A 25,059-nucleotide genomic window follows, 5' to 3' on the forward strand; every position below is an offset into this window, starting at 1 on the left:
GCCCGAAACTCGATGGCAAAGCAGGAAACCGGTAACATGAACGGGATTATGTGAGCGAAACACTAAAATAGCCAAGAGGTGGAGAACAGAACCTTAAAGTTGTGAAAATTTATAGTGCCTTAAAGTTTCTTTAATTCTTTTGTTACTTTAAAATGAAAGGTATGCTTACGGGATGTAAGTGTTAAAAAATGTCCTTTTAAATTGCAGCTGGATAGTTGAATTATCCAGTGTGCTTCACTATATTTAGGATGGTAGAATAATAACCGTCCGGTCAGTCACTGTGTTTTATTGCCGAAAGGAGTTAGCGTATGAAAATCAGCAATTTTTCAATCAGAAGGCCTGTTTTTACATTAGTGACCATGTTCCTGGTCCTGATACTAGGGGTTGTTTCATTGATGAGGATTCCTTTGAAACTGATCCCGGATATAAATCCACCTGTTGGGGTAGTTGTCACCAATTATCAGGGGGCAAGTCCAGAGGAAGTCGTTGAAAAGGTGACGAAGCCACTTGAAGCGAATTTGGCTACACTGCCGGGAATCAAGACAATGACGTCTACGTCACAGGAGGGCGCCAACCTGATTCTGATGCAGTTTTCCTGGACAACCAATATCGATGATATCCAGGATGAAGTCATCCAGAGGCTGGATATGACGCCGATTCCAGACGACGCGAATAAGCCGAGATTCATGAAGTTCGATCCGTCTCAATTTCCAGTCATCCAGCTATCATTAAGCTCTGGCCAGGATGAATCTGCGCTAAGGGAGCTGGCGGAAGAACTAGAATTGGAGCTCACCAAGGTTGAAGGGGTCGCAAGCGTCAACTTATCCGGTACATCCGTACGCGAAGTAAGAGTGGAGCTCGACCAGGAGAAGCTTAGAAGCTATAAACTGAGCCAGTCTGACATCGTGGATCTGATCAGGGCTAATGATGTATCAATGCCTGGTGATACGATTTTGACAGACGGCAAAGAACTGACGACTAGGATCATCAGTACCTTGGATTCATTAGATACATTAAAGAACCTGACAGTATTCAATAATCCAATGACAAAGCAAAAGATCACATTGGAGGATGTTGGGAAAGTTGAACTGCAAAAACAGGATGATAATACAATCACGAGGACGAACCAGACTCCATCTGTCCTGCTGAGTGTCCTGCAGCAATCCGATGCTAATACTGCAGAAGTTTCTGAAGCTTTTCTAGAAGAGTTGGAGACCTTGCTTGAAAGAGATAAATACTCTGGAATAGAGTCGGAGGTACTGTTTGACCAGGGTGATTATATCAAAATGGCAATCGGCAATATTTCCAATTCCCTCATTGTCGGGGGATTGCTTGCGATGGCCGTTCTGTTTTTCTTCCTTAGGAATGTGAAGAGTCCGCTTATCATCGGTATCGCCATTCCGTATTCCGTCATCTTCACCTTCGTATTGATGTTCTTTGCTGATTTTACTTTGAATATCATGACACTTGGCGGGCTGGCTCTTGGAATAGGGATGCTGGTTGATAACGCCATAGTTGTCATTGAAAATATTTATCGTCATCTCTCAATGGGCAAGGATCCAAAAACAGCGGCAAGGGCTGGAGCTAAGGAAGTAGGAGCAGCCATTACTGCATCAACTTTGACGACTGTAGCAGTGTTTTTGCCAGTTGTATTTATATCAGGTATCATCGGCGAGCTGTTTACAGAGTTCGCATTGACGATTTCATTTAGTTTGTTTGCATCATTGGTGGTTGCATTGACTGTTGTGCCAATGCTGGCAAGCAGGCTGTTGAAGGCTCCTAAGAAAAATCTCGAAGCGAGAAGACAGCGCTCAGGCTCAATGAGAGGGTTGGAAAAGTCGATCAGATGGGCACTTCGCCATCGATTCATCGTCATTTTAGTAACTTTGCTGATGCTTGCCGGAGGCGGCTATGGAGTGACAACCGTTGGTACTCAATTTATTCCTCCTACGGATGAAGGATTCTTCAGCGTCAGGGTGAACCTTGAAAATGGGGCAGCTCTCTCAGAAACTCAAAAAGTTATGGCAGCCTTAGAAGATAAATTGAAAGATGAAGAAGATGTCGACGTATATGTAAGTTTGGTAGGCACGACTCAAGAAGCTTCATTCAGAGGCACTACCAATGCAAATGTCGGTGAACTATACGTAAAGATGGACGAGCTTGAAGAACGGGAAATCAGTACCTTCCAGTTTGTCGATGATGTAAAAAAAGAGCTGGAACAGGCTGCGGAAAATGCAAACAGCACTGCTGAACTGAGTTTTAACATGCAGTCCACATCCGGTTCTGCACCGAATACCCTGACCTTCAATGTTCGCGATTCCAGTGAAAAACGACTGAATGAGTCTGTCGATCGAATTTATGATTCCTTGAGAGAACTTGATGATGTCAATGAGCTCACTACAAGCCAGAATGACACAGTCGAGGAAATCCAAATTACTGTGGACAGGGAAAAGGCACTGGCACAGGGACTCGCACCAGCGCAAATTGCCATGATTGTCAATAACGTAACCCGAGGGGATATGGCGACACAAATGCCTGGAGAAGATGGTGAAATTCTTGGTGTGTATGTAGAGTATGATAGTGAAGTAACCAGGAATATCGATCAACTGAAACAGTTGTTAATCAAGAAGCCAGATGGTAACTATGTCACCCTAGGCCAGGTTGCAAATATCGAAACTGGCAGCGGTCCTGTAAAAGTTCAGCGAATCAATCAACAGGGTGCAGTTGAATTCACAATGAAATACAAATCCTCAACGAATCTTGGTGATATATCCAAGAAAGTGGATGAGAAGATAGACGAACTTGATTTACCAGAAGAAACTGAAGTCGTATTCAGCGGAGACAGAGAACTGCTCGAATCATCAATAGATGATCTTGTATTGGCTTTCGTTCTGGCTATCATCCTGATTTATCTCGTAATGGCTGCGCAGTTCGAGTCATTGAAGTATCCGTTTGTCATTATGTTCACGGTTCCGCTGATGGTAATTGGTGTCGCACTTGCCCTGACGGCAACGAGAACACCAATAAGCTTGACGGTGGTTATCGGAATCATTGTGCTTGCAGGTATCGTAGTTAATAATGCAATTGTAATCGTTGACTATATCAACCAGAAGAAAGAGCGTGGTTTGATACCGCATGAAGCCATTGTCCTGTCGGTAAAAGATAGGGCACGACCTATCCTGATGACAGCGCTGACGACGATTCTTGGGCTTCTCCCGCTTGCGCTCGGCGTCGGAGAAGGAACTGAAATCAATCAGCCGATGGGAATCACAGTTATTGGCGGCTTGATCAGCAGTACATTCCTGACCCTGTTTGTCATTCCGGTAGTCTATAGTTTCTTTGATAAGGATTATCGCAGAAGGAATAAAATGTATGCTACCCCGGATGGGCATCTCGTTCCTGCCTACCTGCTGAAAGAACATACAGAATCAGATTATGAATCGGGAACGGAAGAGAGGCCGGCTGCCTTCCAAAAGGGAAAATACTCTAAAGAAGAAATGGCCGGTATGTTAGAAGAGCTCCTTCAACTCGTCAAAGAAGAAGAAGATTCAAATCAAGATTATAGAAGAAGAAGATAATCGCGAGATGCCTGGCAGAGACTAGCCAGGCATCTTTTTATGTATAGAAAACTTTAAAATGATTTTGTTGGTATAACTTAAAGGCATCTTAAGAAGACAGAGAACACCACGATAAACGGGGAGATGCCTTGAACAGCTGTACCCCGATATTTATCGTATTTTTCAGAATAGTCAGCAAAGTTATTGCGGATGTAAGCGCTTATCGTTAAAATATAGCTAATGAATGTTGAGGAGGATACTCATGGAGTACGGATACTTTTTTACAGGATTTCCTGGATTCATCAGCAATCAATTGATTCGAGAGATTTTGCGTAAAAATGATGGCAAAGGAAAATTCCATGTTTTAGTACTGCCAAATATGGTCGATAAGGCAGTGGATGAGAGAGCGGCAATCATCCAGGGTTTTAGCCTGGCTGAGAACCAGTTTGAGATTATCGAAGGGGACATCACGGCTCCTGGCCTGGCTATTGACCCAGACAAACAAGCTCAACTCGAGTTGGAAGTAACACATGTTTTCCATCTGGCAGCAATCTACGATCTCGCAGTCCCGAAGGAAATTGCCTATCGTGTGAATGTAGATGGAACACGGAACGTAAATGATTGGGCGAAGACATTGAAAAATATCCAGCGATATACGTACTTCAGCACCGCTTTTGTTGCCGGCAAACGGGAAGGTATACTGTACGAGGATGAATTAATCAAGCCACCTGGTTTCAAAAACTATTACGAAGAAACAAAATATGAAGCAGAAGTCCTTGTAGACGCATTGAAATCTGAAGTACCTGTCACGATCATCCGGCCAGGGATTGTTAAGGGCCATTCAACAACAGGAGAAACAATCAAGTTTGATGGTCCGTATTTTATCATGAATTTTATCGACCGTCTTAGCTTCATGCCATTTTTGCCAAAGCTTGGCAAAGGCGATACGGTTGTCAATCTTGTACCCGTGGATTATATTATTGAAGCGACAACCTATTTGACATTTTCCGATAAAGGAGCAGGAAAAACCTATCATCTTACAGACCCTAAACCATACAAGGTGTCTGAGCTTTATGAAATGATGATGTTTGAATTATTGAAGAAGCAGCCTAAAGGTTCTGTACCATTGGCACTGGCAAAGGGAGGCCTCAATTTCCGGGTGCTTAGGAGGTACTTGGGAGTCGAAAAAGAAGCTCTTGATTATTTTACATGGAGAGGCACTTTCGATTCATCCCATGCTCAGGACGATCTGAAGGATTCCGGAATCAAATGCCCGGACTTCAAGGAAGGGATTGCCGCAATGGCGACTTTTTATCAGGAAAACAAACATAAGTCTCAATATCAGATCAACATAGTGTAAATCTCATTTTTTTGGCAGGTGAATGAACGTGCATTCAGTTGAAGAAGTTCGCAAGATGTCTGTTGTGGCACCAGCAACAGGAAAGGTTATTGCTGAAATTGAAGAGACGCCTGTCTATGAAGTTCCGTTTTTTTATCAGAAGGCGCGGGAAAGCTTTGGGAACTGGAGCGGCCTAGCGATTTCTGAACGGATCAGGTATTTAAAGAATCTGAAGCAGCTGATGGTTGATGAAATGGACCAGATTGCAAAAATCATATCAGATGATACAGGCAAGGTGTTGACCGAGTCAATTGTGGCCGATATTATGCCGACACTTGATGCGATCGACCATATTATCAGGCATGCTGAAAAAGTTCTCAGCAGGAAGAAAGTGAAAACACCCTTATTGCTAATCGGAAAAAAGTCATTTATTGAATATATGCCCCGTGGTGTTGTACTTGTAATTTCTCCCTGGAATTACCCTTTGCAGCTGGCAATGGTTCCGATGATCAGCGCACTCGCTGGAGGCAATTCGGTCATCCTAAAACCATCAGAAGTAACTCCGCTTGTTGGAAAATGCATCGAGGACTTGTTCCGTCGTTCAGGCTTTCCTGAAGGAACAGTTCAGGTCGCACATGGCGGCAAAGAGGTGGGTGCTGCTTTTACTGCGGGCAAACCAGATTATATCTTCTTTACAGGCTCGGTCCGTACGGGGAAAATCATCCAGCAGCAGGCTGCAAAGGATTTAATTCCTACAACTCTTGAGCTTGGCGGCAAGGATCCGATGATTGTATTTGATGATGCAAATCTCGACAGGGCTGTGAAAGCAGCTGCCTGGGGTGCTTTTACAAACAGCGGACAGGTTTGCATGAGTGCTGAGCGATTATATGTGCAAAAATCGATTTATGGCAAGTTCCTTGAAAAGTTGAAAAAAGAAGTCAATTCTCTTCAGCAGGGGACAGACCTGGATTCAGATATCGGGTCTATGACTTTTCCGGGCCAGAAAGAAGTGGTGAAAGCACAGTTGGATGAAGCGATTGAACGGGGAGCGAAATTGGAGACTGGTCTGAAGCCTTCTGATTGGAAGGGAGACATGTTCCTGCCGCTGACAGTCATTACTGAAGTGAAGCAAGATATGAAGATCATCCAGGAAGAATCTTTCGGTCCGTTGCTTCCGGTTGTTCCATTTGACACGGAAGAAGAAGCAATTGAATATGCCAATGGAACCGTGTTTGGCCTGAATGCGAGTGTCTGGACCAGGGATAAAGCTAAAGCTCGTCGTGTCGCATCCAGACTGGTGTCTGGAGCTGTCGTTATCAATGATGTAATCATTACTGTGGCAAACCATGGCCTTCCTTTTGGAGGAACCAAGGAAAGTGGCATTGGCAGATACCATTCGGAGGCCGGATTGAGAATCTTTTGTCATGAAAAAGCAATCATGGAAGACATGGGTTTCATGAAATCGGAAATTCAATGGTACCCTTATAAAGGCAAGTATCCATTGTTCCTGAAATTATTCCAAAGCTATTTTACCGAAAAAAGAGATTGGCTTAATTTTGCTAAAAACTATATTGCCCTTTTAAAACGCAACAAATAATTATCAGCCGTCCCGACTTCCGGGGCGGCTTCATTTATGTTTTTGAAGTCTGACATAGAAGAAGTGTGGTTAAACTTTTTCAAAAGTTAAATTTCCGTGTGTATTGGATTGTGAAATAAATTTAACAAATAACTGGGAAAATGATAATTCAAAGCACAATTTGGACAATATAAAACAAGTAGCAAGATGCGAAGGACTTTGAAAGCACGGATTTCTAAGTTGTCCTGTTAACACTTTGGGGAAAAAATAGCATTCATAAAGCATCAATAATATGACTAAAGGATGAAACATAACGTGGCGATAAAAAAGAAACTAACCAAACTAGAAGCGGTAATGTGGAGCATCGCACTTCCAGGGTTTGCCCAGCTGCTGACTGGAAAACTCATAAAGGGGATCTTCTTTGTCATTCTCGAGTTCCTTGTTAACGTGAATAGTAATTTTAATAAAGGAATAATGTACAGCTTCCTTGGGGAGACAGAAAAGGCCATGTATGTCCTCGACTACCAGTGGCTGATGTTTTACCCATGTTTATATATGTTCGCCATGTGGGATGCGTATAGGAGCGTTATGCCTGAAGACGAAAAAATAACCTTTTTGCCTTTTGTATTTTCTGCCTACTTCGTAACAGTAGGTTTGATGATATCACCGAAGGTTAAACTATTTGGTTTGTTTCCAGGACCTGTTTTCCTTCCAATGCTATTTGTGATTCCCGGAGTGATCACCGGATTTTTGATCAGGAGTTTATTACTTAAGTTTTATTACAACTAGAATTGATGGGTTCCCAATTACATATTAAAAGCATTACTTGCCTTGGGGAATCATCTTTCCTGGTTTGTAAACGGTCTGCCAGCTTGCCTAGCATGACCCATTTCCATTGACGGACCAGGGCTGCTGAATCTGCCCTCATTAAAATTTTAAAAGGTAAAATTCCTTATAAATCCTGATATAACAACAATATTCTTAATACTTCAGTCAAGTTTTGACTGAAGCTTTTTATTTTTTTCTAAAAAACCCCCATACCATAGTAAGCGTATACGTAACTTTGTAGTGATTAAAGCGGCCGCTCCACAAACTTATGAGGTGAATGACGAATGAAGAAACTTTCAAACCAAGAGATGAAAAAAATCGCCAAGAGTACATTGGCTTTGGTGCTTGCTGGAACATTTACATTTTCGCCAATTGCAATGGCAGAAGGAAACTATTCTGAGGTTGAGACTGTAGAACTGCAAAATGTCAGCCCGGAAGAGATTGAAGAAGCAAAAACACAGGTCGATGACCTTGAAGAGACAAATCCATCTTTGATTCCAGGTGACTTCTTCTATTTTGCCAAAATCGCATTGGAGAAAATAAGGCTCGCTTTTACACTTGATAATGCTAAAGAAGCAGAATTGCTTGCTACATACGCAGCAGAACGCCTTCAAGAAGCAAGTGCTTTATTCGCTGAGGGAAAAGAAGAAGAAGCCCTTAAAGTGATCGAAGCTGCTGTTGAATACATGGAATCTTCACAGGAAATTGTAGATGAGGAAGGTTCAAAGGAAGAAGATACTGACTCAGAAGAAGAAACCGGCACGGAAGAAGAAGTTAGCTCTGATGAAGAAACAGAATCTGAAGAATTAACTGAAGATGGCAATGAGCCTGCAGATGATGTAGTCGCGGAAGAGCCAAGTGACGAAGATGCAGAAGAAGTTTCAGAGGAAGAAGAAGTTGTAAACGAAGACCCTTTCGAAGAAATTGAAGGAATGCTCAGACAGAATATCGTAGCATTGAAAGCCGCCATGGAACACGTTGGCAATGACAATGCAAGAGCACAGCTTCAAAAGAACATTGACAAAACATACGCAAAGATGGCTAAGAAATTGGCTAAATTAGAAGGTAAATATGCAGAGAAGCCTGTTGAGGAAGAAGAAGATACCCAAACGGCTGAGCCAGTAGAATTAGAGCCGATAGTAGAGCCAGATCTTTTGCCTGCTGATGAAACACCTGCAGTTGAAGAGCCTGCTGATGAAACATTGCCTGTAAATGAGGACGCAAATGTAGTTCCAGTAGTATCGCCAAAGGCTGAAAAAGAAAAAGCTAAACAAGAGCGTAAAGCAGAAAAAGCTGCTGAAAAACAAGAGCGCAAGGAAGCTAAACAGCAAAAGAAAGCAGAAAAACAACAGGCAAAGCAGGAAAAGAAAGCAGAAAAGAAATCTAATCACCATGGAAATAAAGGCAATGGCAACGGAAAAGGCAACGATAAAAACTAATGCAAAATGAACAATAGACTCGAAAAGATAGCCATGATTGGCTATCTTTTCACTGCCTAACCACAAAAGCATAATTGACAGACTGTGATATAATGTGGGAAGAAAAGAGGTGAGGCTATTGCTAAGTTTATTGTTCATGGCAAAGAAAAAGCGCAGGCCGCTGGAAGAAACCGTAGAAAAGATCCACCAGGGGGATGTTGCTTTAAGAGAAGAATTAATTGATTCTTACAAGCCATTTATTGCAAAGACTGTTTCGTCTGTCTGCAAGAGATACATACATGAGTCGGACGATGAATTTAGCATTGGCCTCATCGCTTTTAATGAGGCAATCCAGAAATATTCATCTGAAAAAGGGAATTCATTATTAAGCTTTGCAGAAGTCATGATTAAGCGAAGGGTAATTGATTATATCCGCCAGCAGAGCCGGAATCAAAACCTGAGCTTCCATATATCGAATGACCCGACTGAGGAAGAACAACAGAGGTCGACGATTGAAGATGAGCTTTCTCTTGATGAGTTTAGAAAGAAAACTGAACAGGAACTCAGAAGAGAAGAAATCATTCAATTCCAGGGTATCCTGAAAGATTTCGACCTATCTTTCCAGGACTTGCTCGAGCAGTCGCCTAAACATGCAGATGCGCGTAAAAACGCCATGCTTGTTGCAAAATCAATGGTTGAAAACGAGGAGTTAAAGAATTTGCTTCTTGATAAAAAACGCTTGCCAATCAAGCAATTAGAAGACATGGTCAATGTCAGCAGAAAAACCATAGAGAGAAACAGAAAATATATTATTGCAATTGCACTTATTTTAATTGGGGATTATGTATATCTAAAGGATTATATTAAAGGGGTGTTAGAGACATGAGAAAAGGGGTTATCCTTGAAATCAATGATCTTTACCTAACATTGTTGACCCCCGAAGGCGAGTTTTTACGGGCCCGAAAGCTTCAACAAGATTATCAGGTAGGAGAAGAAATTCACTTTTTTCCAGAAACGCTAACAGTTAAAAAGAAAAGATTCAATCTATCGTTTTTAAATAGCTTTAAGACAAGAAGTATTGCGCTTGCAGCAGTATTCATGCTTGCGATGACTGCGCTTGTTCCTGCGTACCAAAACGGACAGGTTTACGCTTATATGTCCATTGATGTTAATCCAAGCATTGAACTGGCAGTAAATGATGATTTAAAGGTCCTTCGTATGAAAGGGTATAATCCTGAAGGGGAAGAAATCATAGCGGAGATAAAAGACTGGAAGAAGAAGGATGCAGCGACGGTGGCAGAAATGATCCTTGAGGAAATCGAGGAAGAGGGATTCTTCAAAGAAAAGAATGATGTTGTCATCGCAACGGTCCATAATAAAAAGGCAAAAGAATCTGTTGATCAAAAGTTAGAAAAAAAGATATCTGAAATTAAAAAATCAAAACAAGATGAAGACCTGAATTTCAAGGTTATGGAGGCCACAAGTGAAGACAGGGAGAAGGCCCAAAAGCAGGGTGTAACAACGGGTGTATACAAGGAAAAGCAAAAAGATATACCAAGGCCTGCAGTAAAGCCTGCTGACAAGCTTAAAAAAGCCAACCCAGAGCCTGGCAAGAAAAAACCTGCTGAAACTGTTGTTCCACAACCTGAAAAGAAGGTACCGCCAGGTCAGGATAAGAAGAATAATCCTGAAGTTCCGAAAGGGAAATCGAACAAAGAAAAACCGTCCGTACCTGAAAAAGGCAAAGGAAACAGCAATAAAGACAAAAACAATAATGGCCAGGGCAACAACAAACAGGCTAATAAGAGCAACAAGAAAAATAACGGTGTTGATCAGGACGGCAAGCAATATAAAAATGAAAAAAAGCCTGACACACAGCAGGGACCCAGCAGCAAGAACAGGGGACAAGCAGGAAAAAATAAAGACAATCCTGGCAAAAAATAGCCAATTTTAAAAAGTCCGGAATTCAATCCGGACTTTTTTCCATGCTCATATTCAATTGTTTGTGGAGATATTGGATATCCTAAACCATAGCCAAAATCTTTAATTTATTGTTTGTTTTGTCCTGAGAGCTGTGCCTGTGCCTGCTGCACCAGTCGTTTAGTGATCTCTCCGCCAACTGAACCGTTTGCTCTGGAAACCGTATCGGAACCGAGATTAACCCCGAATTCCTGAGCAATCTCATATTTAACCTGGTCCATGAATTGTTCAACGCCAGGAACAAGCAATTTATTTGAATTTCGAGCCATTTTTGTTTTCAACTCCTTTGATAGTTTACAGAGGTATTTTTCTCTGTAAAGTTAGTTTGAGCAAAGAATGTAAGTTCATGAATGGTAATCTTTTATCCTTTTGGTTTTTGTTTACCATATTAATTTTAAGTCTTTTTTGGTGATAGGCCAGGCTTTAGGGTAAAGTTGAACTTGAAGGAATGGAGAATGGGACTTTCAATCGCAAGAAAGTACTTTATTAATCAGATGATATTCTTTATCATAGGTATGTATATGAATGAGGGCTGAAAGGATAGCAATTATGTGGATTAATATTAGAAGAAGGTTAGACAAATTATCACCTGCGCAAATTATTGTTGCGTATTATTTGATAGCGGTAGTTGTCTCGATGAGCTTATTAAGTTTGCCTGTTGCCATACAGCCCGGGGCAAAGTGGTCATTCATGGATGCATTATTCACAGCTGCCAGTGCCGTCAGTGTGACTGGATTATCAGTTATTACGGTACGTGATACCTTTACGGTGCCGGGAATCTTTATTCTTATGTTTGTCCTGCAGTTCGGCGGAATTGGTGTTATGGCGCTTGGCACTTTCTTCTGGTTGATCATAAGGAAGAAAATAGGCCTGAAGGAACGCAGATTGATTATGATGGACCAGAACCAGACTTCCATGTCAGGACTCGTGAAACTGCTGAAAGAAATTCTTTTGATCATTGTCATTATTGAAATTATTGGTGCGCTTCTATTAGGTTTATATTTCTTGAAATACTTTCCGACATGGCAAGAAGCTTTTCTCCATGGCTTGTTTGCATCTGTAAGTGCCACTACAAATGGAGGGTTTGATATTACTGGGGCCTCACTGATTCCATATGCTCAGGATTATTTTGTGGTTACAATCAATATGCTATTGATTACTCTTGGTGCAATTGGTTTCCCGGTGCTGGTTGAATTGAAAAGTTTCCTTTTCAGAAACAAAAAAAACGGGCCGTTCCGATTCTCACTATTCCTTAAGATTACAACTCTTACGTTCCTCGGCCTTCTAATTTTTGGAACAGTTGCAATCTGGGGTTTGGAATATAATCATTTCCTATCCGATAAATCTTTGCTGGATTCATTCTTTTATGCGTTTTTCCAGTCTACCACAACCAGAAGCGGTGGATTGGCGACAATGGATGTTAATGATTTTACAGACCCTACATTGTTTTTGATGGCAGCTTTGATGTTCATCGGGGCATCACCAAGCTCGGTCGGCGGTGGGATCCGAACAACAACTTTCGCGCTAAACCTCTTATTCCTTTACCATTTTGCGCGAGGAAGGCGAGCAATTAAAATATTTAACAGAGAATTGCACCAGGATGATATTATCAAGTCTTTGGTTGTTTCCATTATGGCTGTTCTTATATGTTTCTTTGCGGTCCTTATCTTGATGGTGACAGAGAATCAATCCTTGTTGGCCATTATTTTTGAAGTTGCATCTGCTTTCGGAACAACAGGCCTATCCATGGGCATCACGCCAGAGCTTTCAAATATCGGAAAAATGGTTCTGATCATCTTGATGTTCATCGGAAGAGTTGGAGTCATATCCTTCTTGTTGATCATTGGCGGAAAAACAGAGAAAGAAAGCGTTCATTATCCAAAAGAGCGTGTGATAATAGGGTAATGATTTATATCAAAAAATCCGGGATATCCCGGATTTTTTTTGTTCACTTTCAAGAGCTTTATTAATCTTGGCCTTTGCTTACGTCCTTTGTAGGGTGCATGAATGGATAGCCCTGCGGTTTTCTTTTTTCCTCAAGAAGCTCTCTGTTTTCTGCTGTATTCCAACCGATATCGTTGGTCGGATGGACCCATTCATCGCCAGCCATGACAGCGGGATCCGTCTCGTCAGTCCAATTCTCGAGCGGGGAGTTTTCTGATGCGTATAGACTGTCCCCGATGATGACTCCATGCTCATTTTTGAACGGAGCCTTCATATCGATTCCAGTATCCTTGAAGCTTGGAGCATTAATTTGATGAGGCAAGGTTTCTTCGATATCCAATGGTTTCAGGTCCCGGTCTTTTTCATCCATTTAAGCTCCTCCTTTTTAAGCTTATTTTTTGTTTCATTCCGGTTTTTATCAGAAAATCACTATTGTAAATTTAGGTAATCAATTCAGTACATAGCTAATCGTGTATTGAAAAAAATAGAAGTATGGAGGTGGTTAAAATGGCTAAGAGGAAGGCAGAAAGAAATGCTTTGGCTAAATATACAAATACACCTAAGAAAAATCTTCAGGAAAGCGAATTTTCTGCAGAGTTTGCCCATGGAGAAGATCCGGGCAAATTCGCGAACAGAAATTCAAAGCAAGGCAGGAAAGGAAGATCATGATGAAAAAGCATGAAGGACGGCACCAAAAGCCGCTGAACGTCGAATTTGGCATGGAGTTTGGCGATATAAATGCAGGAAAACTTTATGAACTCCCTTTTAATAGCAAAAAGTCGAAAATGAAAGCAGATAAAGATTGTAAATGAACATAAGTAAAAAGCCGGCTGTGTTAAGCCGGCTTTACATCTTTCATCTTAAAAGTGAAGAATTGAGGATGCTCCATTTTAGAATCAAAATAAACAAGCATGTATGAAGAAGAATGCTCAATTTCGCCATCTTCAATAAATGTCTCGAGATCAATGTTAATATTCTCAAGCAGTGTATGCTTATATAAATCTTTTTCACTAATGTTCAATTCGGAGTACTGATGGCCAAGGGCTTCAGGTTTATGGATGATGCCGCGGTACAATTCGGAACGCTCTTGTTTGTCCAGACTTAGTTCCCACCATGGCTTTCTTGGTTTGTATTTCATGCTGGCAAGATAATCATACTTCATCAGGCTTTCAATTGCTTCAAGATTATCTACACCTTTTTCCTGAAGAAAGCTAAACAGCCTTTTGAACAAGTCTTCGAGCTGATGGCCAATCCGGGACCAGCCTTTTGTCTCCCAATAAGAACCGAAATCCTGGAAGAAGTCAAATGGCGATGGGAATACCTTTGTAACAAGATATTCAATGGTACGATCCATCCGGTGGTCATTCCAATATTTCTCAAGTACATCTTCAACCTGCTTAATCCTGATGATGTCATTGAAATTAAGGACATTATTCCCAAGGATTTCATACGGTGAATGATCCATATACACGTAATCATGTTGTTCAGCTCTCAGTCTCAAACCCGTCCCTCTAAGCATCTTCAGGAAGCCAAGCTGCAATTCTTCAGGACGCATGGCAAACACATCATTGAACGTTTTTTTGAACGACTGATAATCTTCTTCCGGCAGGCCAGCGATTAAATCAAGATGCTGATCAATTTTTCCGCCATCCTTGACCATAGTTACGGTACGCTTCAGCTTATCGAAATTCTGTTTCCTCATGACCAGTTCGTTTGTGTAATCATTAGTCGACTGGACTCCGATTTCGAAGCGGAACAACCCGGCAGGCGCCTCCTGGTTCAGGAATTCAATGACCTCAGGGCGCATGATATCAGCAGTGATCTCAAATTGGAACACCGTCCCAGGCAAGTGCTCATCAATCAGGAAACGGAACATTTCCATTGCGTAGCTGCGGCTGATATTGAACGTTCTGTCGACGAATTTGATTGTCTTTGCTCCGTTTGACATTAAGTAACGGATATCCTCCTTGACCTTCTCCCGGTCGAAGTACCGGACCCCAACTTCAATCGAGGAAAGGCAAAACTGGCAGCTGAACGGGCAGCCGCGGCTTGTTTCCAAATAAGTGACCCTTTTAGCTAGATGGGGAAGGTCAGCTTCAAAACGATATGGAGACGGAAGTTCTTTCAAATCCAGCTTATTGCGCTGGGGATTCATTTGGATGATGTCGTTTTTTCGGTAAGCTATGCCAGGTACTTCGGAAAAATCCGTTCCTGAAGCTAGTGCAGAAAGGAGCTGCTTGAATGTCTGCTCACCTTCACCGATGACGATGAAATCAAACTCCGGCACTTCCTTCATCCATTCCTGGACGTCGTAAGTAACCTCTGGTCCCCCTGCAATGATTTTTATTTCAGGATTGATTTTCTTAATCATCTTGATGACTTTAATGGTTTCTTCAATATTCCAAATGTAGCAGCTGAACCCAATAACATCTGGCTGCTTTTGAACCAAATCCGAGACAATATTTATTGCAGGGTCTTTGATTGTATATTCAACAAGCGTCACGTCAAACTCCGGCTGAGCATATGCCTTAAGGTATCTTATTGCAAGGTTTGTGTGTATATATTTCGCGTTAAGCGTTGTTAAAACTATTTTCATTGAAATAATCTCCTTTGTAAAAATCCAGCAGCAAATCAACTTTAAATTATATCTCAGTTTGGACAAAAAAGACAGGTGGAATGCAGTTGAAGATAAAGGAAAAGAGCCATTCTTGAAGAATGGCTCTTTCTATTCTTGATATTTCGGAATGTCTAATTACTCAACATCTTCCTTCTATAGAACCTCAGGATGGCTGTGAACCGGGTTTTGAGCCGGTTGATTCTTGAAGTTTTGAATTCGATCAGCGGCTGTGCGATTGCTGCAGCGTACTTGCTGGACAACAGGAAGGTCAGCAGGAGTGCGATGACAGCCAGCAAAAGGATACGTTCAGGACTATGGAAGAAGTTCTGAACTTCGCTTTCGCGGAAGGTTCGTACAAAAAATCCGTGCAGCAAGTAGACATAAAGCGTATTCTTCCCAAGGTTTGTAAAGAAATATTGTTTCTTTGGAACGATGGTCAAGAAGCTGAACACCATTAGCAGACTTAATAGATAGAAGCCTAATCGTGTTAGCATGCTTGATATTGAAGCTGCTTCCATTATTGAATAAGGTTTTGAACCAAGGAGCCATTTATAATCTATTTCCGGGTTGAACAAGAATCCTAAAAACACTACAGTGAAGACCGCCAATGCTCCAATTTTGAAGGCGGGCCTCGTCAATGTTTTTATATGGTCCTTCGTTAAATGGTACCCAAGCAGGAACAATGGAAAGAAGACAAAAGTCCTCGAAAGGCTCAGATAGTTGGAAATCCAGTCTACATATCCGACACCCAATCCCAATCCAAAAGCAATCAACAGTCCAACTGGTGCCTTAAGTTTTGAAAAACCAATCAGCATAATGTTCCAACAGAATAAGCTGATCAAAAACCATAGAGACCAATGAGGGTTCAATGGATCCATCGTAAAAGTAGACTTGCTGTAAAGGAAATAATAAAAAATAGAATAGATAAGCTGAAAAATAAAATATGGCAATATTAACTTTTTGGCTATTTTCATTACATAGCCTTTTTTATTGAAGCCTCTTGCAAAAAATCCCGAAACAAGAATGAAGGCCGGCATATGGAATGTATAAATGACTTTATAAATATTGTAAATCATTTCATTGTCTTCAATGAACGAGCGCAAAAGATGGCCAAATACGACGAAAAAAATCAAGATGAACTTGGCATTGTCAAAGTAGTAATCTCGCTGTTGTTTCATATTTCCTCCCTTAATTAGAGACCCCCAAAATACTAACCCTTATTTACCCCTGATAGGATAAAAACAAACTAGGCTATTTGCTCAAAATTAAGGAACAAGCTCCTAAATCAGGAAAAATTATTTCTGTACTATTACAATTTTATTTCTGTTATATAAAAGATTTTTCATTATAACATACGGATTAAGTCTAATATTTTTGGGTGTGTTTCAAAAAAAGTTCAAATGTTTGATATATGTCACAGCTTAATGAATGTAAAGTCTATAAAATTATTAGTGGGGAATGTTTTAAAGTCAATTACCTTTTATAACCAAATTGGGGAGGGAGATTATGTCTATCTTACCGAAAAAGAATGAATTAGGTTTTTATGAGATACGGCTAGAGTCGATTGGAGGGCTTGGTGCAAACCTTGCTGGAAAGATGCTTGCGGAAGCAGGTGTTTTGGGCCTTGGATTAAACGGTTCCAACTTTTCTTCATATGGATCGGAGAAAAAAGGATCGCCGGTGAAAAGCTTTATCCGTTTCTGTGAACCTGATACTGAGATCAGGGTTCATAGTCCAATAGAAGAGCCGCATGTTGTTGGTGTATTCCATGAGGCACTTTATAAAATGGTCGATGTAGTCAGCGGTTTGCGCCCAGACGGGATTCTGCTGGTGAATTCAACGAGAGACTTTGACGATATCAAAAAAGATCTTCATCTAGAGCATGGAACACTTGCAATTGTTGATGCACTTTCAATCGCAGTGGAAGAAAAAACGAAAGTAAATACAGCGATGCTAGGAGCATTGTACCGCATCATTGACTTCCTTGATCCCGAAGCGATGAAAAATGTCATCCGCAAAACTTTTGAAAAGAAATATCCTCATTTAGTCGAGCCGAATATCAGAACGTTCGAGAGAGGCTACAATGACGTTCATTTTAAAACATACGCACCTGAAGAAGGTGCAAAGGGCAAAGAATTCAAACGTCCAATGCCGCTTCTTGGTTATGAAACACAAGAAATCGGCGGTGTGATTACAGCGCAGGCAAACAGCGTCCTCAAGGATTTAAGCGGTTCCAGACAGGGATTCCTGCCCCAATTCAATCAGCAGGAATGCATCAACTGCGCTGCATGTGATACTGCATGTCCTGATTATTGCTTTGTTTGGGAAGAGGGAGAAGACAAACGAGGCAGAAAGCAAATGTTCCTAAAGGGAATCGATTATCAATATTGCAAAGGCTGCCTGAAGTGTGTAGAAGCATGTCCTACTACTGCATTAAGTGAGCTGAGGGAAATGATCGGCTATGCTGAGGAGAATCAAGTTAAACATAACTATCCTTATGTGACTGGAGGGGTTTCTTAATGTCTGTTCTTGAAGAAAATGTGAAGGCAATGAGTACAGCAGAGCAGGTGACAACCTTTGAATCAGGAAATGAAATGGCGGCGATGGCTGCAGCTCAAATTAATTATCATATTATGGGCTATTTCCCGATTACCCCTTCTACAGAAGTTGCACAGTATCTGGATATGATGAAATCCAGGGGAGAGCATGATATCAAATTGATTCCTGCGGATGGAGAACATGGTTCTGCAGGAATCTGTTATGGAGCAGCAGCAACCGGAGCCCGCGTGTTCAACGCAACAAGCGCTAACGGGTTGATGTATATGCTTGAGCAGCTCCCGGTCCAATCCGGTACACGTTATCCAATGGTCTTAAACCTGGTAACTCGTTCAATCAGCGGTCCGCTTGATATCCGCGGTGATCATTCAGATTTGTATTTTGCGTTAAATACAGGATGGGTTATTCTGACCGCCAGGACACCACAGGCTGTCTACGATATGAACATAATGGCACTGAAAATCGCAGAACACTCAGATGTGCGACTGCCTGTAATGGTAGCTTATGATGGCTTCTTTACATCTCACCAAAAACGCAAAGTGAACTATTTCAAGGATAGGGCTGTTGTACAGAGATTTGTTGGCGAAGCACCGACGGAATATAATTTTGCCAGAGATCCTAAGAAGCCGTTGACAATCGGAGCGCACATGAATGGCGACGACTTGACCAACAACCACTTCCAGCAGTCAGAAGCAATGTACAGAGCGAAGGATGTTTATAAAGAAGTAGCAGCAGAATATGCAAAACTATCAGGAAGAAACTATGATATCCTTGACCTTTATCAAATGGAAGATGCTGACGTAGCACTGTTCCTATTGAACTCAGCAGCAGAGTCTGCAAAGGATGTTGTAGACAGACTTCGTGAGAAGGGAATCAAAGCCGGCGTTATCAGTCCAAATATCATCCGGCCGTTCCCTGCACAAGAAATCAGGGAAGCACTGAAGAATGTCAAATCACTTCTTGTTGGTGAGCGAGCAGACTCCTACGGTGGACATGGGCCTAACCTAACGCACGAAATTAAGTCCGCGCTTCAGGAAGACAGGGAAAATACGACAATCGTCCAGAGCAGGGTGTTTGGACTTGGCGGCAAGGACTTCTATGCAGATGATGCTGAAGCATTTTTCGGTATGGCAATTGACGCTATGGAAAAAGGATACGCAGAAAAGCCGTTCGACTACTACGGACATGTTGCTGGCGATCCTGAAAAAGCATTGAAGCAAGTCATTGAACCGCAGCATGGCGATGTCTATAATTCAGGACTGATCCAGGTAACAAGAGATGAAGAAAAGAATAAATTGAATGTCAAAATTCCGCCTTTAAGAGCCTTGACTACAAAGCCGAAGCGAATTGCGTCAGGTCATGGCGCATGTCCAGGCTGCGGCATCTTCGGCGGACTGGAGCTATTCTTTAAAGGGATTGAAGGAGACCTCGTCATACTATTCCAAACGGGCTGTGCTTATGTAGTCACAACTGCGTATCCTCACACATCCCATAAGCAGACGACAATCCATAACCTGTTCCAGAATGGGGCGGCAACGTTATCAGGTACTCTCGAAGCATTCCTTGAACTGAAGCGACGCGGTGAAATCGAAGTGTCAGCAGATGCGACCTTCGTTATGGTTACCGGAGATGGCGGTATGGACATTGGCATGGGTTCGGCTATCGGTACGGCACTTCGCGGACACAAACTGATCATGCTCGAATACGATAACGAGGGTTATATGAACACCGGGTCCCAGCTTTCCTATTCCACTCCTTTCGGCCATATGACGAGCACATCAAACGTCGGAAAGGCACAAAAGGGTAAAGCGTTCCATCATAAGGATACAGCCCAGATCATGGCATCTACCAATATTCCTTATGTATTCACTGGAACGGAAGCCTTCCCGCAGGACCTAGTGAAAAAGGCCGCAAAGGCTCAGTGGTATGCGCAAAATGTAGGTACTGTTTACGGTAAACTTTTGATAACATGCCCGCTCAACTGGAAATCTGAGGATCGCTTTGGCCAGACAATTGTCGAAGCAGCTGTGAACTCGAACTTCTTCCCGTTATACGAAGTGGAACAAGGTATCACAAATATAACTTATGATCCTGAAGCGAAAAATAAGAAGATCCCATTAGCAGATTGGCTGAAATATATGGGAAAAACCAAGCATTTATTAAAAGAAGAAAATAAAGATATGCTTGTAGAATTTGAAGAAGAAGTCGAAAAAAGATGGCAGCGTCTTAAAGCAAAACATGAGAACGAGTATCTATAAGACTAAGAGAAGCCAGAGCCCTGGCTTCTCTTTTTGGTTTTATAAATACTAAACTATTGGAATAAGCTCCATTTGGAAAAGAAAGCAGGATATCAAGGAAATAATCGCAATTTTAAAGGGATTTTTACCATCTATGTAGAAATTACTAGAAAAATGGGAATCCGACAAGGAGGCTTTCTGGTGAGTAGTGCTAACAAGGCAGATGAGATAAAGGCACTGAAGGAAAAAATAGCCGCTTTAGAACAAGAAAATTCCTCATTAAAAGAGAGGATCAATAGCGATCAGAGAAAAGCATCCGACTCTTTTGTACATATGGCCTCTGCAGAAGGCCAGGCAACAAATTTCGCTGATAAATTCAGTACGGACGAGGGTTTGCTAAAAAGCTTTTTCCTGGATACTTTGGATGGAATTGTGTTCTGGGGTAAATGCGGGCAAATCATTGCAGCTAATGAAGCAACCTGCAAGATTTTCGGGCTCACTCAGGATGAATTGTTAAAGCATAAAATATCGGACTTTATCTATAAAAAGGACGAGAAATATAGAGAGATGAAACAAACGATCAATGAAAAAGGCGCATTGCGTGAGGAAACGTTCTTTCTGCTGCCGAATGGGGAGAAAAGGCTGCTCGAATTCACTGTAAAGCTCAATGCTGGCGATGGTTTTCACATGACCATTGTCCGCGATGCAAGTGAGCGCTATCATATGGAGCAGCAGCTCCGGAAAAGTGAAGAGCGCTTCAGGAGAATTTTTGAAGGATCAATTGAGGGTATGATTCTTTGGGATGAGAATTGTAAGCACTATGAGATCAATCCTTCAGGAAGGGCTAAACTCGAATTGAAGCCGGAAGACCTGAAAGAGGAGAACTTCCGGAAGCTGTTCATGAATCTAGGACTCTCGGAAGAATTGATCGATGAAAAAATTCAGTCATTGCTCCGGAAAGGGAGACTTGACGGCAGGATTACCATTCCGTATGCAAATGGCCGGATGAAGCATTTTGAATACAGTATTAAACGTCATTTGGTCGACAATTTGAATCTCATTGTTTTTAGGAACATCACTGAAAAAATAGAGATGGAAGCCCAGTTGCATAAATCAGATACACTCAATATGCTAGGGGAACTGGCAGCAGGCATTGCACATGAAATCCGCAATCCAATGACCGCTCTAAAAGGGTTCATCCAGCTGCTTGAGAGCAGCTCGGGTGATGCTTATTCGCTATATTTCCAGGTAATCAAGACCGAACTGCAGAGGATTGATTCGATCATCAATGAGTTCCTGGTTTTGGCCAAACCGCAATCAATTAAATTCGAATATACCAATATTTCAAGGATCATGGATGAGACTGCGGCCCTTCTGACCGCACAGGCGGTACTCCATGATGTGCAAATCAAAACCATTTATGACGATGATTTGCCAGAACTCATGTGTGAACCTAATCAATTAAAAAAGGTCTTTATCAATATCATAAAAAACGCAATAGAAGTCATGGCAAAAGGGGGCTTTGTGACTGTTACTGTCAGTCAGGCTCCAGGGAACAGAATACATATTTGCATCAAGGATGAAGGCGAAGGAATCCCTGCGGATCAGATCAAAAAGCTTGGTGAACCTTTTTACACCACAAAGGAAAGAGGAACAGGGCTCGGCCTGATGGTGAGTTTCAAAATTATTGAAGAACACGGGGGTACTATCGAAATAGAGAGCGAAGTGGGGCACGGAACGATCTTTCATATTTATTTGCCAATAACCAAGGAAGCGTCTGATTGAAATAAATCAGGCGTTTTTCTGTGGGGGGAAATGGTGCCATAGAAATAAAACATCCATGAAAAATAAAAAAATTTCCAAATCCCCTTTAAATTTTGCGGAGAATGCCTTATATTAGATATATACCTAATTAGATAAATATTAAATTAAATGGAGTGTTTTTATGCAATTAGACAAAATTGTCGCTTTCCATAAAGCGATGGGAGACCCGACAAGGATCAGGATTGTGGCATTACTTGCAAATGGGCCGCTTCATGGCCAGGCGATTGCAGGAAAACTGGGCCTTACTCCGCCGACAATCACACATCATATCAAGAAATTGCGGGATATAAATGTCATTGTTGAGCGCAGAGATAAAAATACAATTTATTTTCACCTGAATGAATCAGTAATCAAGCAACAGGCAAGGACGCTAGGCAGGTTAATCGAGAAAAAAGAAGGGAAGGTGGAAGAGATGATTGAACAAAATATCGAAAGGCAAAAGGTGCTCGAGAATTTCTTGACGAAAGACGGTAAATTAAAAAATATTCCGGCACAACGGAAGAAGAAGCTGATGGTATTTGAATACATGGTCCGAGGTTTGAAAGCCGGAAAAAAATATCCGGAAAAGGAATTGAACGAATATATTACAAAGTTCCATGAGGATTATGCGACAATCAGAAGAGAATTCATCATCAATCATTACATGTATCGTGAAAATGGGATTTATGAATTGAACCCTGAAGAAATGTGGGCAAAACCTGAGTAATTTCCCTCAAGAACAGTATGAAAACCGCCCTAGGCATAGACCTTGGGCGGTTTTTTACAGTGTTAAGAAATTAAATAATTGTGAATAACTATTGGGTCTTCCTAATCCAGCTTCAGCGCCTAGCATCTCGAGACGCTTGTCTAGTGTCGCCTCCTAGAAACTCCGAAACTTCAACTCCGCCGGCATAAGCAAAAGCGCTTCTTTGTCGGAGTCTCCAGTTCTGCGTTTCTGGGCAGTCGGCTATACTTTTCGATTTCGGTCCTGCCAATGAAGTCAAAGAACGACTTCACCGGTCGGCCCTCCAGCGCTTTTCGGTGCTGACCAAGGCGCTTGCACTTTTTGTTTTAATACAGTTCTGGCCTGCGGTCCGTAAAGATAGGAATCCTGCTCCTTGCTTCCTTAACCTCGTCTAGATCGATTTCCGTCAGGAGGATTTCCTCTCCTTCTCCACCTTCAGCGATCACTTCACCCCATGGGTTAATGACCATTGAATGGCCGGCGAAAGTATTATTAGGGTCTGAACCAGCACGGTTGCATGCTACTATAAAGCATTGGTTTTCGATCGCACGGGCGATGAGCAATGCCCGCCAGTGTTCCAACCGCTGGATTGGCCATTCAGCGACAACAAACATCGCTTCGACATCATGGAGTGCATGAGCACGAACCCATTCCGGGAACCGAATATCATAGCAAATCAGGCCGGCAAACTTGTGGCCATCCAAGGAAAACAACCCTTTTTCCTTGCCGGCAGCCAGATACAAATGCTCATCCATTAGCTTGAATAAGTGAAGCTTGCTGTAGGTTCCTGCCTGCTCTCCATTTTTATCAAAAACAAGCAATGTATTTTCAATGCCTGCTTCTGTTTTATTGGCAACAGACCCGCCTATGAAATGGGAGCTGTATTCCATAGCAGCATCCTTGAAAAACACTTTGGCTGCTTGTGCTCCTTCTTCTGCAGTGGTTTTTAGATTATCCAGATCATACCCAGTAGTCCAGAGCTCCGGAAGGACTATGATATCAGGATTTTGACCGTTTGCCTGTGCAATCAGTTTAGAAGCGTTTTTGTAATTCTGTGCAGGATCCCCAAAGGCAATATCCATTTGCAGGCATGCTATTTTAAATTTCATCATTCATCACCGCCATACTTTCTGAAAATTATATCTTTACAAGTTACTCTTTACGTTATATCATTTGTGACTAGAATTTCAATTAAAATTTTGAAATAATAATATATTTCCTAAGCAGGTGAGAAAATGGAATTTCCACAATCAGATTTACTGAAAAGCCTGCCCAAGCAGTTTTTTGCTTCACTGGTGCAAAAGGTGGGCGCTTATACAGAAAAAGGGGCAGACATAATAAACCTGGGGCAGGGGAATCCTGACCAGCCGACTCCACAGCACATTGTTGAGAGATTAAAGCAAGCTGCGGATAATCCGGTTAATCATAAGTATTCGCCTTTCAGAGGATTGCGCTCCTTAAAAGAAGCTGCAGCAGCATTTTACAAAAGGGAATACGGGGTCGATCTTAACCCGGAAGAGGAAATTGCCATCCTATTTGGAGGTAAGGCCGGCCTGGTAGAAATACCTCAATGCCTGTTGAATCCTGGAGACACGGTTCTCGTTCCTGACCCCGGCTATCCTGACTATTGGTCTGGTGTCGAGCTGGCAAAGGCAAGGATGGTGACGATGCCACTCCGGGAAGAGAATGACTTTTTGCCTGACTATGCTGAATTAAGTGAAGACGAATTGGATAAAGCAAAGCTGATGTTCCTCAACTACCCAAATAATCCGACGGGTGCAGTGGCCGATAAGAAATTTTTTGATCAAACCATCGAGATGGCACGAAAAAATGAAATTTGTGTAGTTCACGATTTTGCCTATGGAGGAATTGGCTTTGACGGGAACCGCCCGCAAAGTTTTTTACAGTCCGAGGGCGCGAGGGAAGTAGGCATTGAGATTTATACTCTGTCAAAAACATATAATATGGCTGGCTGGCGTGTTGGCTTTGCGGCAGGGAATAAAAGTGTAATTGCTGCGATCAACTTGCTGCAGGACCATATGTATGTCAGCTTGTTTGGTGCTGTCCAGGAGGCAGCGGCAGAAGCTTTGATGGGACCGCAGGCATGTGTGGCTGAGCTAAATGATTTATATGAATCTAGGAGAAATGTACTCATTGACGGCCTTAGGAATATTGGCTGGCAGGTGACTGCTCCAAAAGGCTCGTTTTTTGCCTGGCTGAAGGTCCCTGAACCATTCACTTCGGTCGAATTCGCGGATTACTTGCTGGAAAAAGCACATATAGCAGTTGCGCCAGGTGTAGGGTTCGGTGAACATGGAGAAGGGTTTGTGAGGGTTGGCTTGCTGACTTCGGAAGAAAGATTGCGTGAAGCAGTCGGCAGAATTGAAAGCTTGGAAATATTCAAAAAAAATAGTTGACATTGAATTGCGAACCTGACATAATCCTAATTAACAAATTTA

At 42.0% G+C, this 25,059-nt stretch carries 20 protein-coding genes; 15 read left to right on the top strand and 5 right to left on the bottom strand.

All coding sequences use genetic code 11. The features are described 5' to 3' along the window. Positions 1-308 precede the first annotated feature (308 nt). The 7 genes from FOF60_RS07440 to FOF60_RS07470 all read left to right on the top strand — a co-directional run bounded on the left by FOF60_RS07440 (position 309) and on the right by FOF60_RS07470 (position 10,662). A complete protein-coding gene (locus FOF60_RS07440; RefSeq protein ID WP_192472651.1) occupies positions 309-3,578 on the top strand; it encodes an efflux RND transporter permease subunit in 3,270 nt (1,089 codons plus the stop codon). 241 nt (positions 3,579-3,819) lie between these two features. Beyond that, positions 3,820-4,917: an SDR family oxidoreductase gene (locus tag FOF60_RS07445; RefSeq protein ID WP_192472652.1), complete on the top strand. Its 1,098-nt coding sequence runs from the start codon at positions 3,820-3,822 to the stop codon at positions 4,915-4,917. Between the two features lie 28 nt (positions 4,918-4,945). Next, entirely contained in the window at positions 4,946-6,493 is a 1,548-nt protein-coding gene (locus FOF60_RS07450) for an aldehyde dehydrogenase family protein (protein WP_319801572.1), read from the top strand. A gap of 333 nt (positions 6,494-6,826) precedes the next feature. Further along, positions 6,827-7,261 (top strand): hypothetical protein, encoded by a 435-nt coding sequence (locus FOF60_RS07455; RefSeq protein WP_225650324.1) that lies wholly within the window; start codon positions 6,827-6,829, stop codon positions 7,259-7,261. Between the two features lie 323 nt (positions 7,262-7,584). After that, entirely contained in the window at positions 7,585-8,739 is a 1,155-nt protein-coding gene (locus FOF60_RS07460; RefSeq protein ID WP_192472655.1) for a DUF5667 domain-containing protein, read from the top strand. Between the two features lie 118 nt (positions 8,740-8,857). Then, positions 8,858-9,604: an RNA polymerase sigma factor SigI gene (sigI, locus tag FOF60_RS07465; protein WP_192472656.1), complete on the top strand. Its 747-nt coding sequence runs from the start codon at positions 8,858-8,860 to the stop codon at positions 9,602-9,604. Further along, complete coding sequence (locus tag FOF60_RS07470; RefSeq protein ID WP_192472657.1) at positions 9,601-10,662, top strand: anti-sigma factor domain-containing protein; 1,062 nt, start codon at positions 9,601-9,603, stop codon at positions 10,660-10,662. The genes sigI and FOF60_RS07470 overlap by 4 nt, the downstream gene beginning before the upstream one ends. Before the next feature lie 104 nt (positions 10,663-10,766). On the opposite strand, the gene FOF60_RS07475 is transcribed toward FOF60_RS07470, so the two are convergent. Continuing rightward, the gene (locus tag FOF60_RS07475) at positions 10,767-10,967 is read right to left on the bottom strand and encodes an alpha/beta-type small acid-soluble spore protein (protein ID WP_192472658.1); all 201 of its coding nucleotides are present in this window, start codon (positions 10,965-10,967) and stop codon (positions 10,767-10,769) included. Positions 10,968-11,247: 280 nt separating this feature from the next. On the opposite strand from FOF60_RS07475, the gene FOF60_RS07480 reads away from it, so the two are divergent. Next, positions 11,248-12,603, top strand: a complete 1,356-nt coding sequence (locus tag FOF60_RS07480; protein WP_192472659.1) for a TrkH family potassium uptake protein — start codon at positions 11,248-11,250, stop codon at positions 12,601-12,603. Positions 12,604-12,664: 61 nt separating this feature from the next. Here the strand turns inward: FOF60_RS07480 and FOF60_RS07485 are convergent, their stop codons facing one another. Further along, positions 12,665-13,012: a DUF3905 domain-containing protein gene (locus tag FOF60_RS07485; protein ID WP_192472660.1), complete on the bottom strand. Its 348-nt coding sequence runs from the start codon at positions 13,010-13,012 to the stop codon at positions 12,665-12,667. 137 nt (positions 13,013-13,149) lie between these two features. Between FOF60_RS07485 and FOF60_RS07490 the strand changes: the two genes are divergently transcribed. Then, positions 13,150-13,311, top strand: a complete 162-nt coding sequence (locus FOF60_RS07490; RefSeq protein WP_023615140.1) for a hypothetical protein — start codon at positions 13,150-13,152, stop codon at positions 13,309-13,311. Next, positions 13,308-13,454, top strand: a complete 147-nt coding sequence (locus FOF60_RS07495) for a hypothetical protein (protein WP_192472661.1) — start codon at positions 13,308-13,310, stop codon at positions 13,452-13,454. Before FOF60_RS07490 ends, FOF60_RS07495 begins: the two co-directional genes overlap by 4 nt. Before the next feature lie 23 nt (positions 13,455-13,477). On the opposite strand, the gene FOF60_RS07500 is transcribed toward FOF60_RS07495, so the two are convergent. Both FOF60_RS07500 and FOF60_RS07505 read right to left on the bottom strand, forming a co-directional pair. Continuing rightward, the gene (locus tag FOF60_RS07500; RefSeq protein ID WP_192472662.1) at positions 13,478-15,238 is read right to left on the bottom strand and encodes a B12-binding domain-containing radical SAM protein; all 1,761 of its coding nucleotides are present in this window, start codon (positions 15,236-15,238) and stop codon (positions 13,478-13,480) included. A gap of 152 nt (positions 15,239-15,390) precedes the next feature. Continuing rightward, complete coding sequence (locus FOF60_RS07505) at positions 15,391-16,437, bottom strand: acyltransferase family protein (RefSeq protein ID WP_192472663.1); 1,047 nt, start codon at positions 16,435-16,437, stop codon at positions 15,391-15,393. Positions 16,438-16,765: 328 nt separating this feature from the next. Between FOF60_RS07505 and FOF60_RS07510 the strand changes: the two genes are divergently transcribed. The 4 genes from FOF60_RS07510 (at position 16,766) to FOF60_RS07525 (ending at position 22,582) form a co-directional block, all read left to right on the top strand. Beyond that, on the top strand, positions 16,766-17,779 hold the full coding sequence (locus tag FOF60_RS07510; RefSeq protein WP_192472664.1) for a 2-oxoacid:acceptor oxidoreductase family protein: 1,014 nt from the start codon (positions 16,766-16,768) through the stop codon (positions 17,777-17,779). After that, the gene (locus FOF60_RS07515) at positions 17,779-20,073 is read left to right on the top strand and encodes a thiamine pyrophosphate-dependent enzyme (protein WP_192472665.1); all 2,295 of its coding nucleotides are present in this window, start codon (positions 17,779-17,781) and stop codon (positions 20,071-20,073) included. The genes FOF60_RS07510 and FOF60_RS07515 overlap by 1 nt, the downstream gene beginning before the upstream one ends. A 180-nt stretch (positions 20,074-20,253) precedes the next feature. Next, positions 20,254-21,837, top strand: coding sequence for a PAS domain-containing sensor histidine kinase (locus FOF60_RS07520; protein WP_251613641.1), 1,584 nt, complete (start codon positions 20,254-20,256; stop codon positions 21,835-21,837). A gap of 160 nt (positions 21,838-21,997) precedes the next feature. Next, positions 21,998-22,582, top strand: coding sequence for a DUF2087 domain-containing protein (locus FOF60_RS07525; RefSeq protein ID WP_192472666.1), 585 nt, complete (start codon positions 21,998-22,000; stop codon positions 22,580-22,582). A 344-nt stretch (positions 22,583-22,926) separates the two neighbouring features. On the opposite strand, the gene FOF60_RS07530 is transcribed toward FOF60_RS07525, so the two are convergent. After that, positions 22,927-23,709, bottom strand: coding sequence for a carbon-nitrogen family hydrolase (locus tag FOF60_RS07530; protein WP_192472690.1), 783 nt, complete (start codon positions 23,707-23,709; stop codon positions 22,927-22,929). A gap of 126 nt (positions 23,710-23,835) precedes the next feature. Between FOF60_RS07530 and FOF60_RS07535 the strand changes: the two genes are divergently transcribed. Beyond that, positions 23,836-25,017, top strand: a complete 1,182-nt coding sequence (locus FOF60_RS07535) for a pyridoxal phosphate-dependent aminotransferase (protein WP_192472667.1) — start codon at positions 23,836-23,838, stop codon at positions 25,015-25,017. Positions 25,018-25,059: the final 42 nt, after the last annotated feature.

Origin of the sequence: Mesobacillus jeotgali, assembly GCF_014856545.2 — a bacterium.
Lineage (GTDB): Bacteria > Bacillota > Bacilli > Bacillales > Cytobacillaceae > Mesobacillus.

What these genes read in the sequence shown, in the direction of transcription:
- FOF60_RS07455 (WP_225650324.1), top strand. Translation starts at nt 6,827, where the DNA reads ATGTGGAGCATCGCACTTCCAGGGTTTGCCCAGCTGCTGACTGGAAAA.
- FOF60_RS07470 (WP_192472657.1), top strand. Translation starts at nt 9,601, where the DNA reads ATGAGAAAAGGGGTTATCCTTGAAATCAATGATCTTTACCTAACATTG.
- FOF60_RS07475 (WP_192472658.1), bottom strand. Translation starts at nt 10,967, where the DNA reads ATGGCTCGAAATTCAAATAAATTGCTTGTTCCTGGCGTTGAACAATTC.
- FOF60_RS07460 (WP_192472655.1), top strand. Translation starts at nt 7,585, where the DNA reads ATGAAGAAACTTTCAAACCAAGAGATGAAAAAAATCGCCAAGAGTACA.
- FOF60_RS07530 (WP_192472690.1), bottom strand. Translation starts at nt 23,709, where the DNA reads ATGAAATTTAAAATAGCATGCCTGCAAATGGATATTGCCTTTGGGGAT.
- FOF60_RS07445 (WP_192472652.1), top strand. Translation starts at nt 3,820, where the DNA reads ATGGAGTACGGATACTTTTTTACAGGATTTCCTGGATTCATCAGCAAT.
- FOF60_RS07525 (WP_192472666.1), top strand. Translation starts at nt 21,998, where the DNA reads ATGCAATTAGACAAAATTGTCGCTTTCCATAAAGCGATGGGAGACCCG.
- FOF60_RS07510 (WP_192472664.1), top strand. Translation starts at nt 16,766, where the DNA reads ATGTCTATCTTACCGAAAAAGAATGAATTAGGTTTTTATGAGATACGG.
- FOF60_RS07480 (WP_192472659.1), top strand. Translation starts at nt 11,248, where the DNA reads ATGTGGATTAATATTAGAAGAAGGTTAGACAAATTATCACCTGCGCAA.
- FOF60_RS07500 (WP_192472662.1), bottom strand. Translation starts at nt 15,238, where the DNA reads ATGAAAATAGTTTTAACAACGCTTAACGCGAAATATATACACACAAAC.
- FOF60_RS07490 (WP_023615140.1), top strand. Translation starts at nt 13,150, where the DNA reads ATGGCTAAGAGGAAGGCAGAAAGAAATGCTTTGGCTAAATATACAAAT.
- FOF60_RS07535 (WP_192472667.1), top strand. Translation starts at nt 23,836, where the DNA reads ATGGAATTTCCACAATCAGATTTACTGAAAAGCCTGCCCAAGCAGTTT.
- FOF60_RS07515 (WP_192472665.1), top strand. Translation starts at nt 17,779, where the DNA reads ATGTCTGTTCTTGAAGAAAATGTGAAGGCAATGAGTACAGCAGAGCAG.
- FOF60_RS07485 (WP_192472660.1), bottom strand. Translation starts at nt 13,012, where the DNA reads ATGGATGAAAAAGACCGGGACCTGAAACCATTGGATATCGAAGAAACC.
- FOF60_RS07495 (WP_192472661.1), top strand. Translation starts at nt 13,308, where the DNA reads ATGATGAAAAAGCATGAAGGACGGCACCAAAAGCCGCTGAACGTCGAA.
- FOF60_RS07505 (WP_192472663.1), bottom strand. Translation starts at nt 16,437, where the DNA reads ATGAAACAACAGCGAGATTACTACTTTGACAATGCCAAGTTCATCTTG.
- FOF60_RS07440 (WP_192472651.1), top strand. Translation starts at nt 309, where the DNA reads ATGAAAATCAGCAATTTTTCAATCAGAAGGCCTGTTTTTACATTAGTG.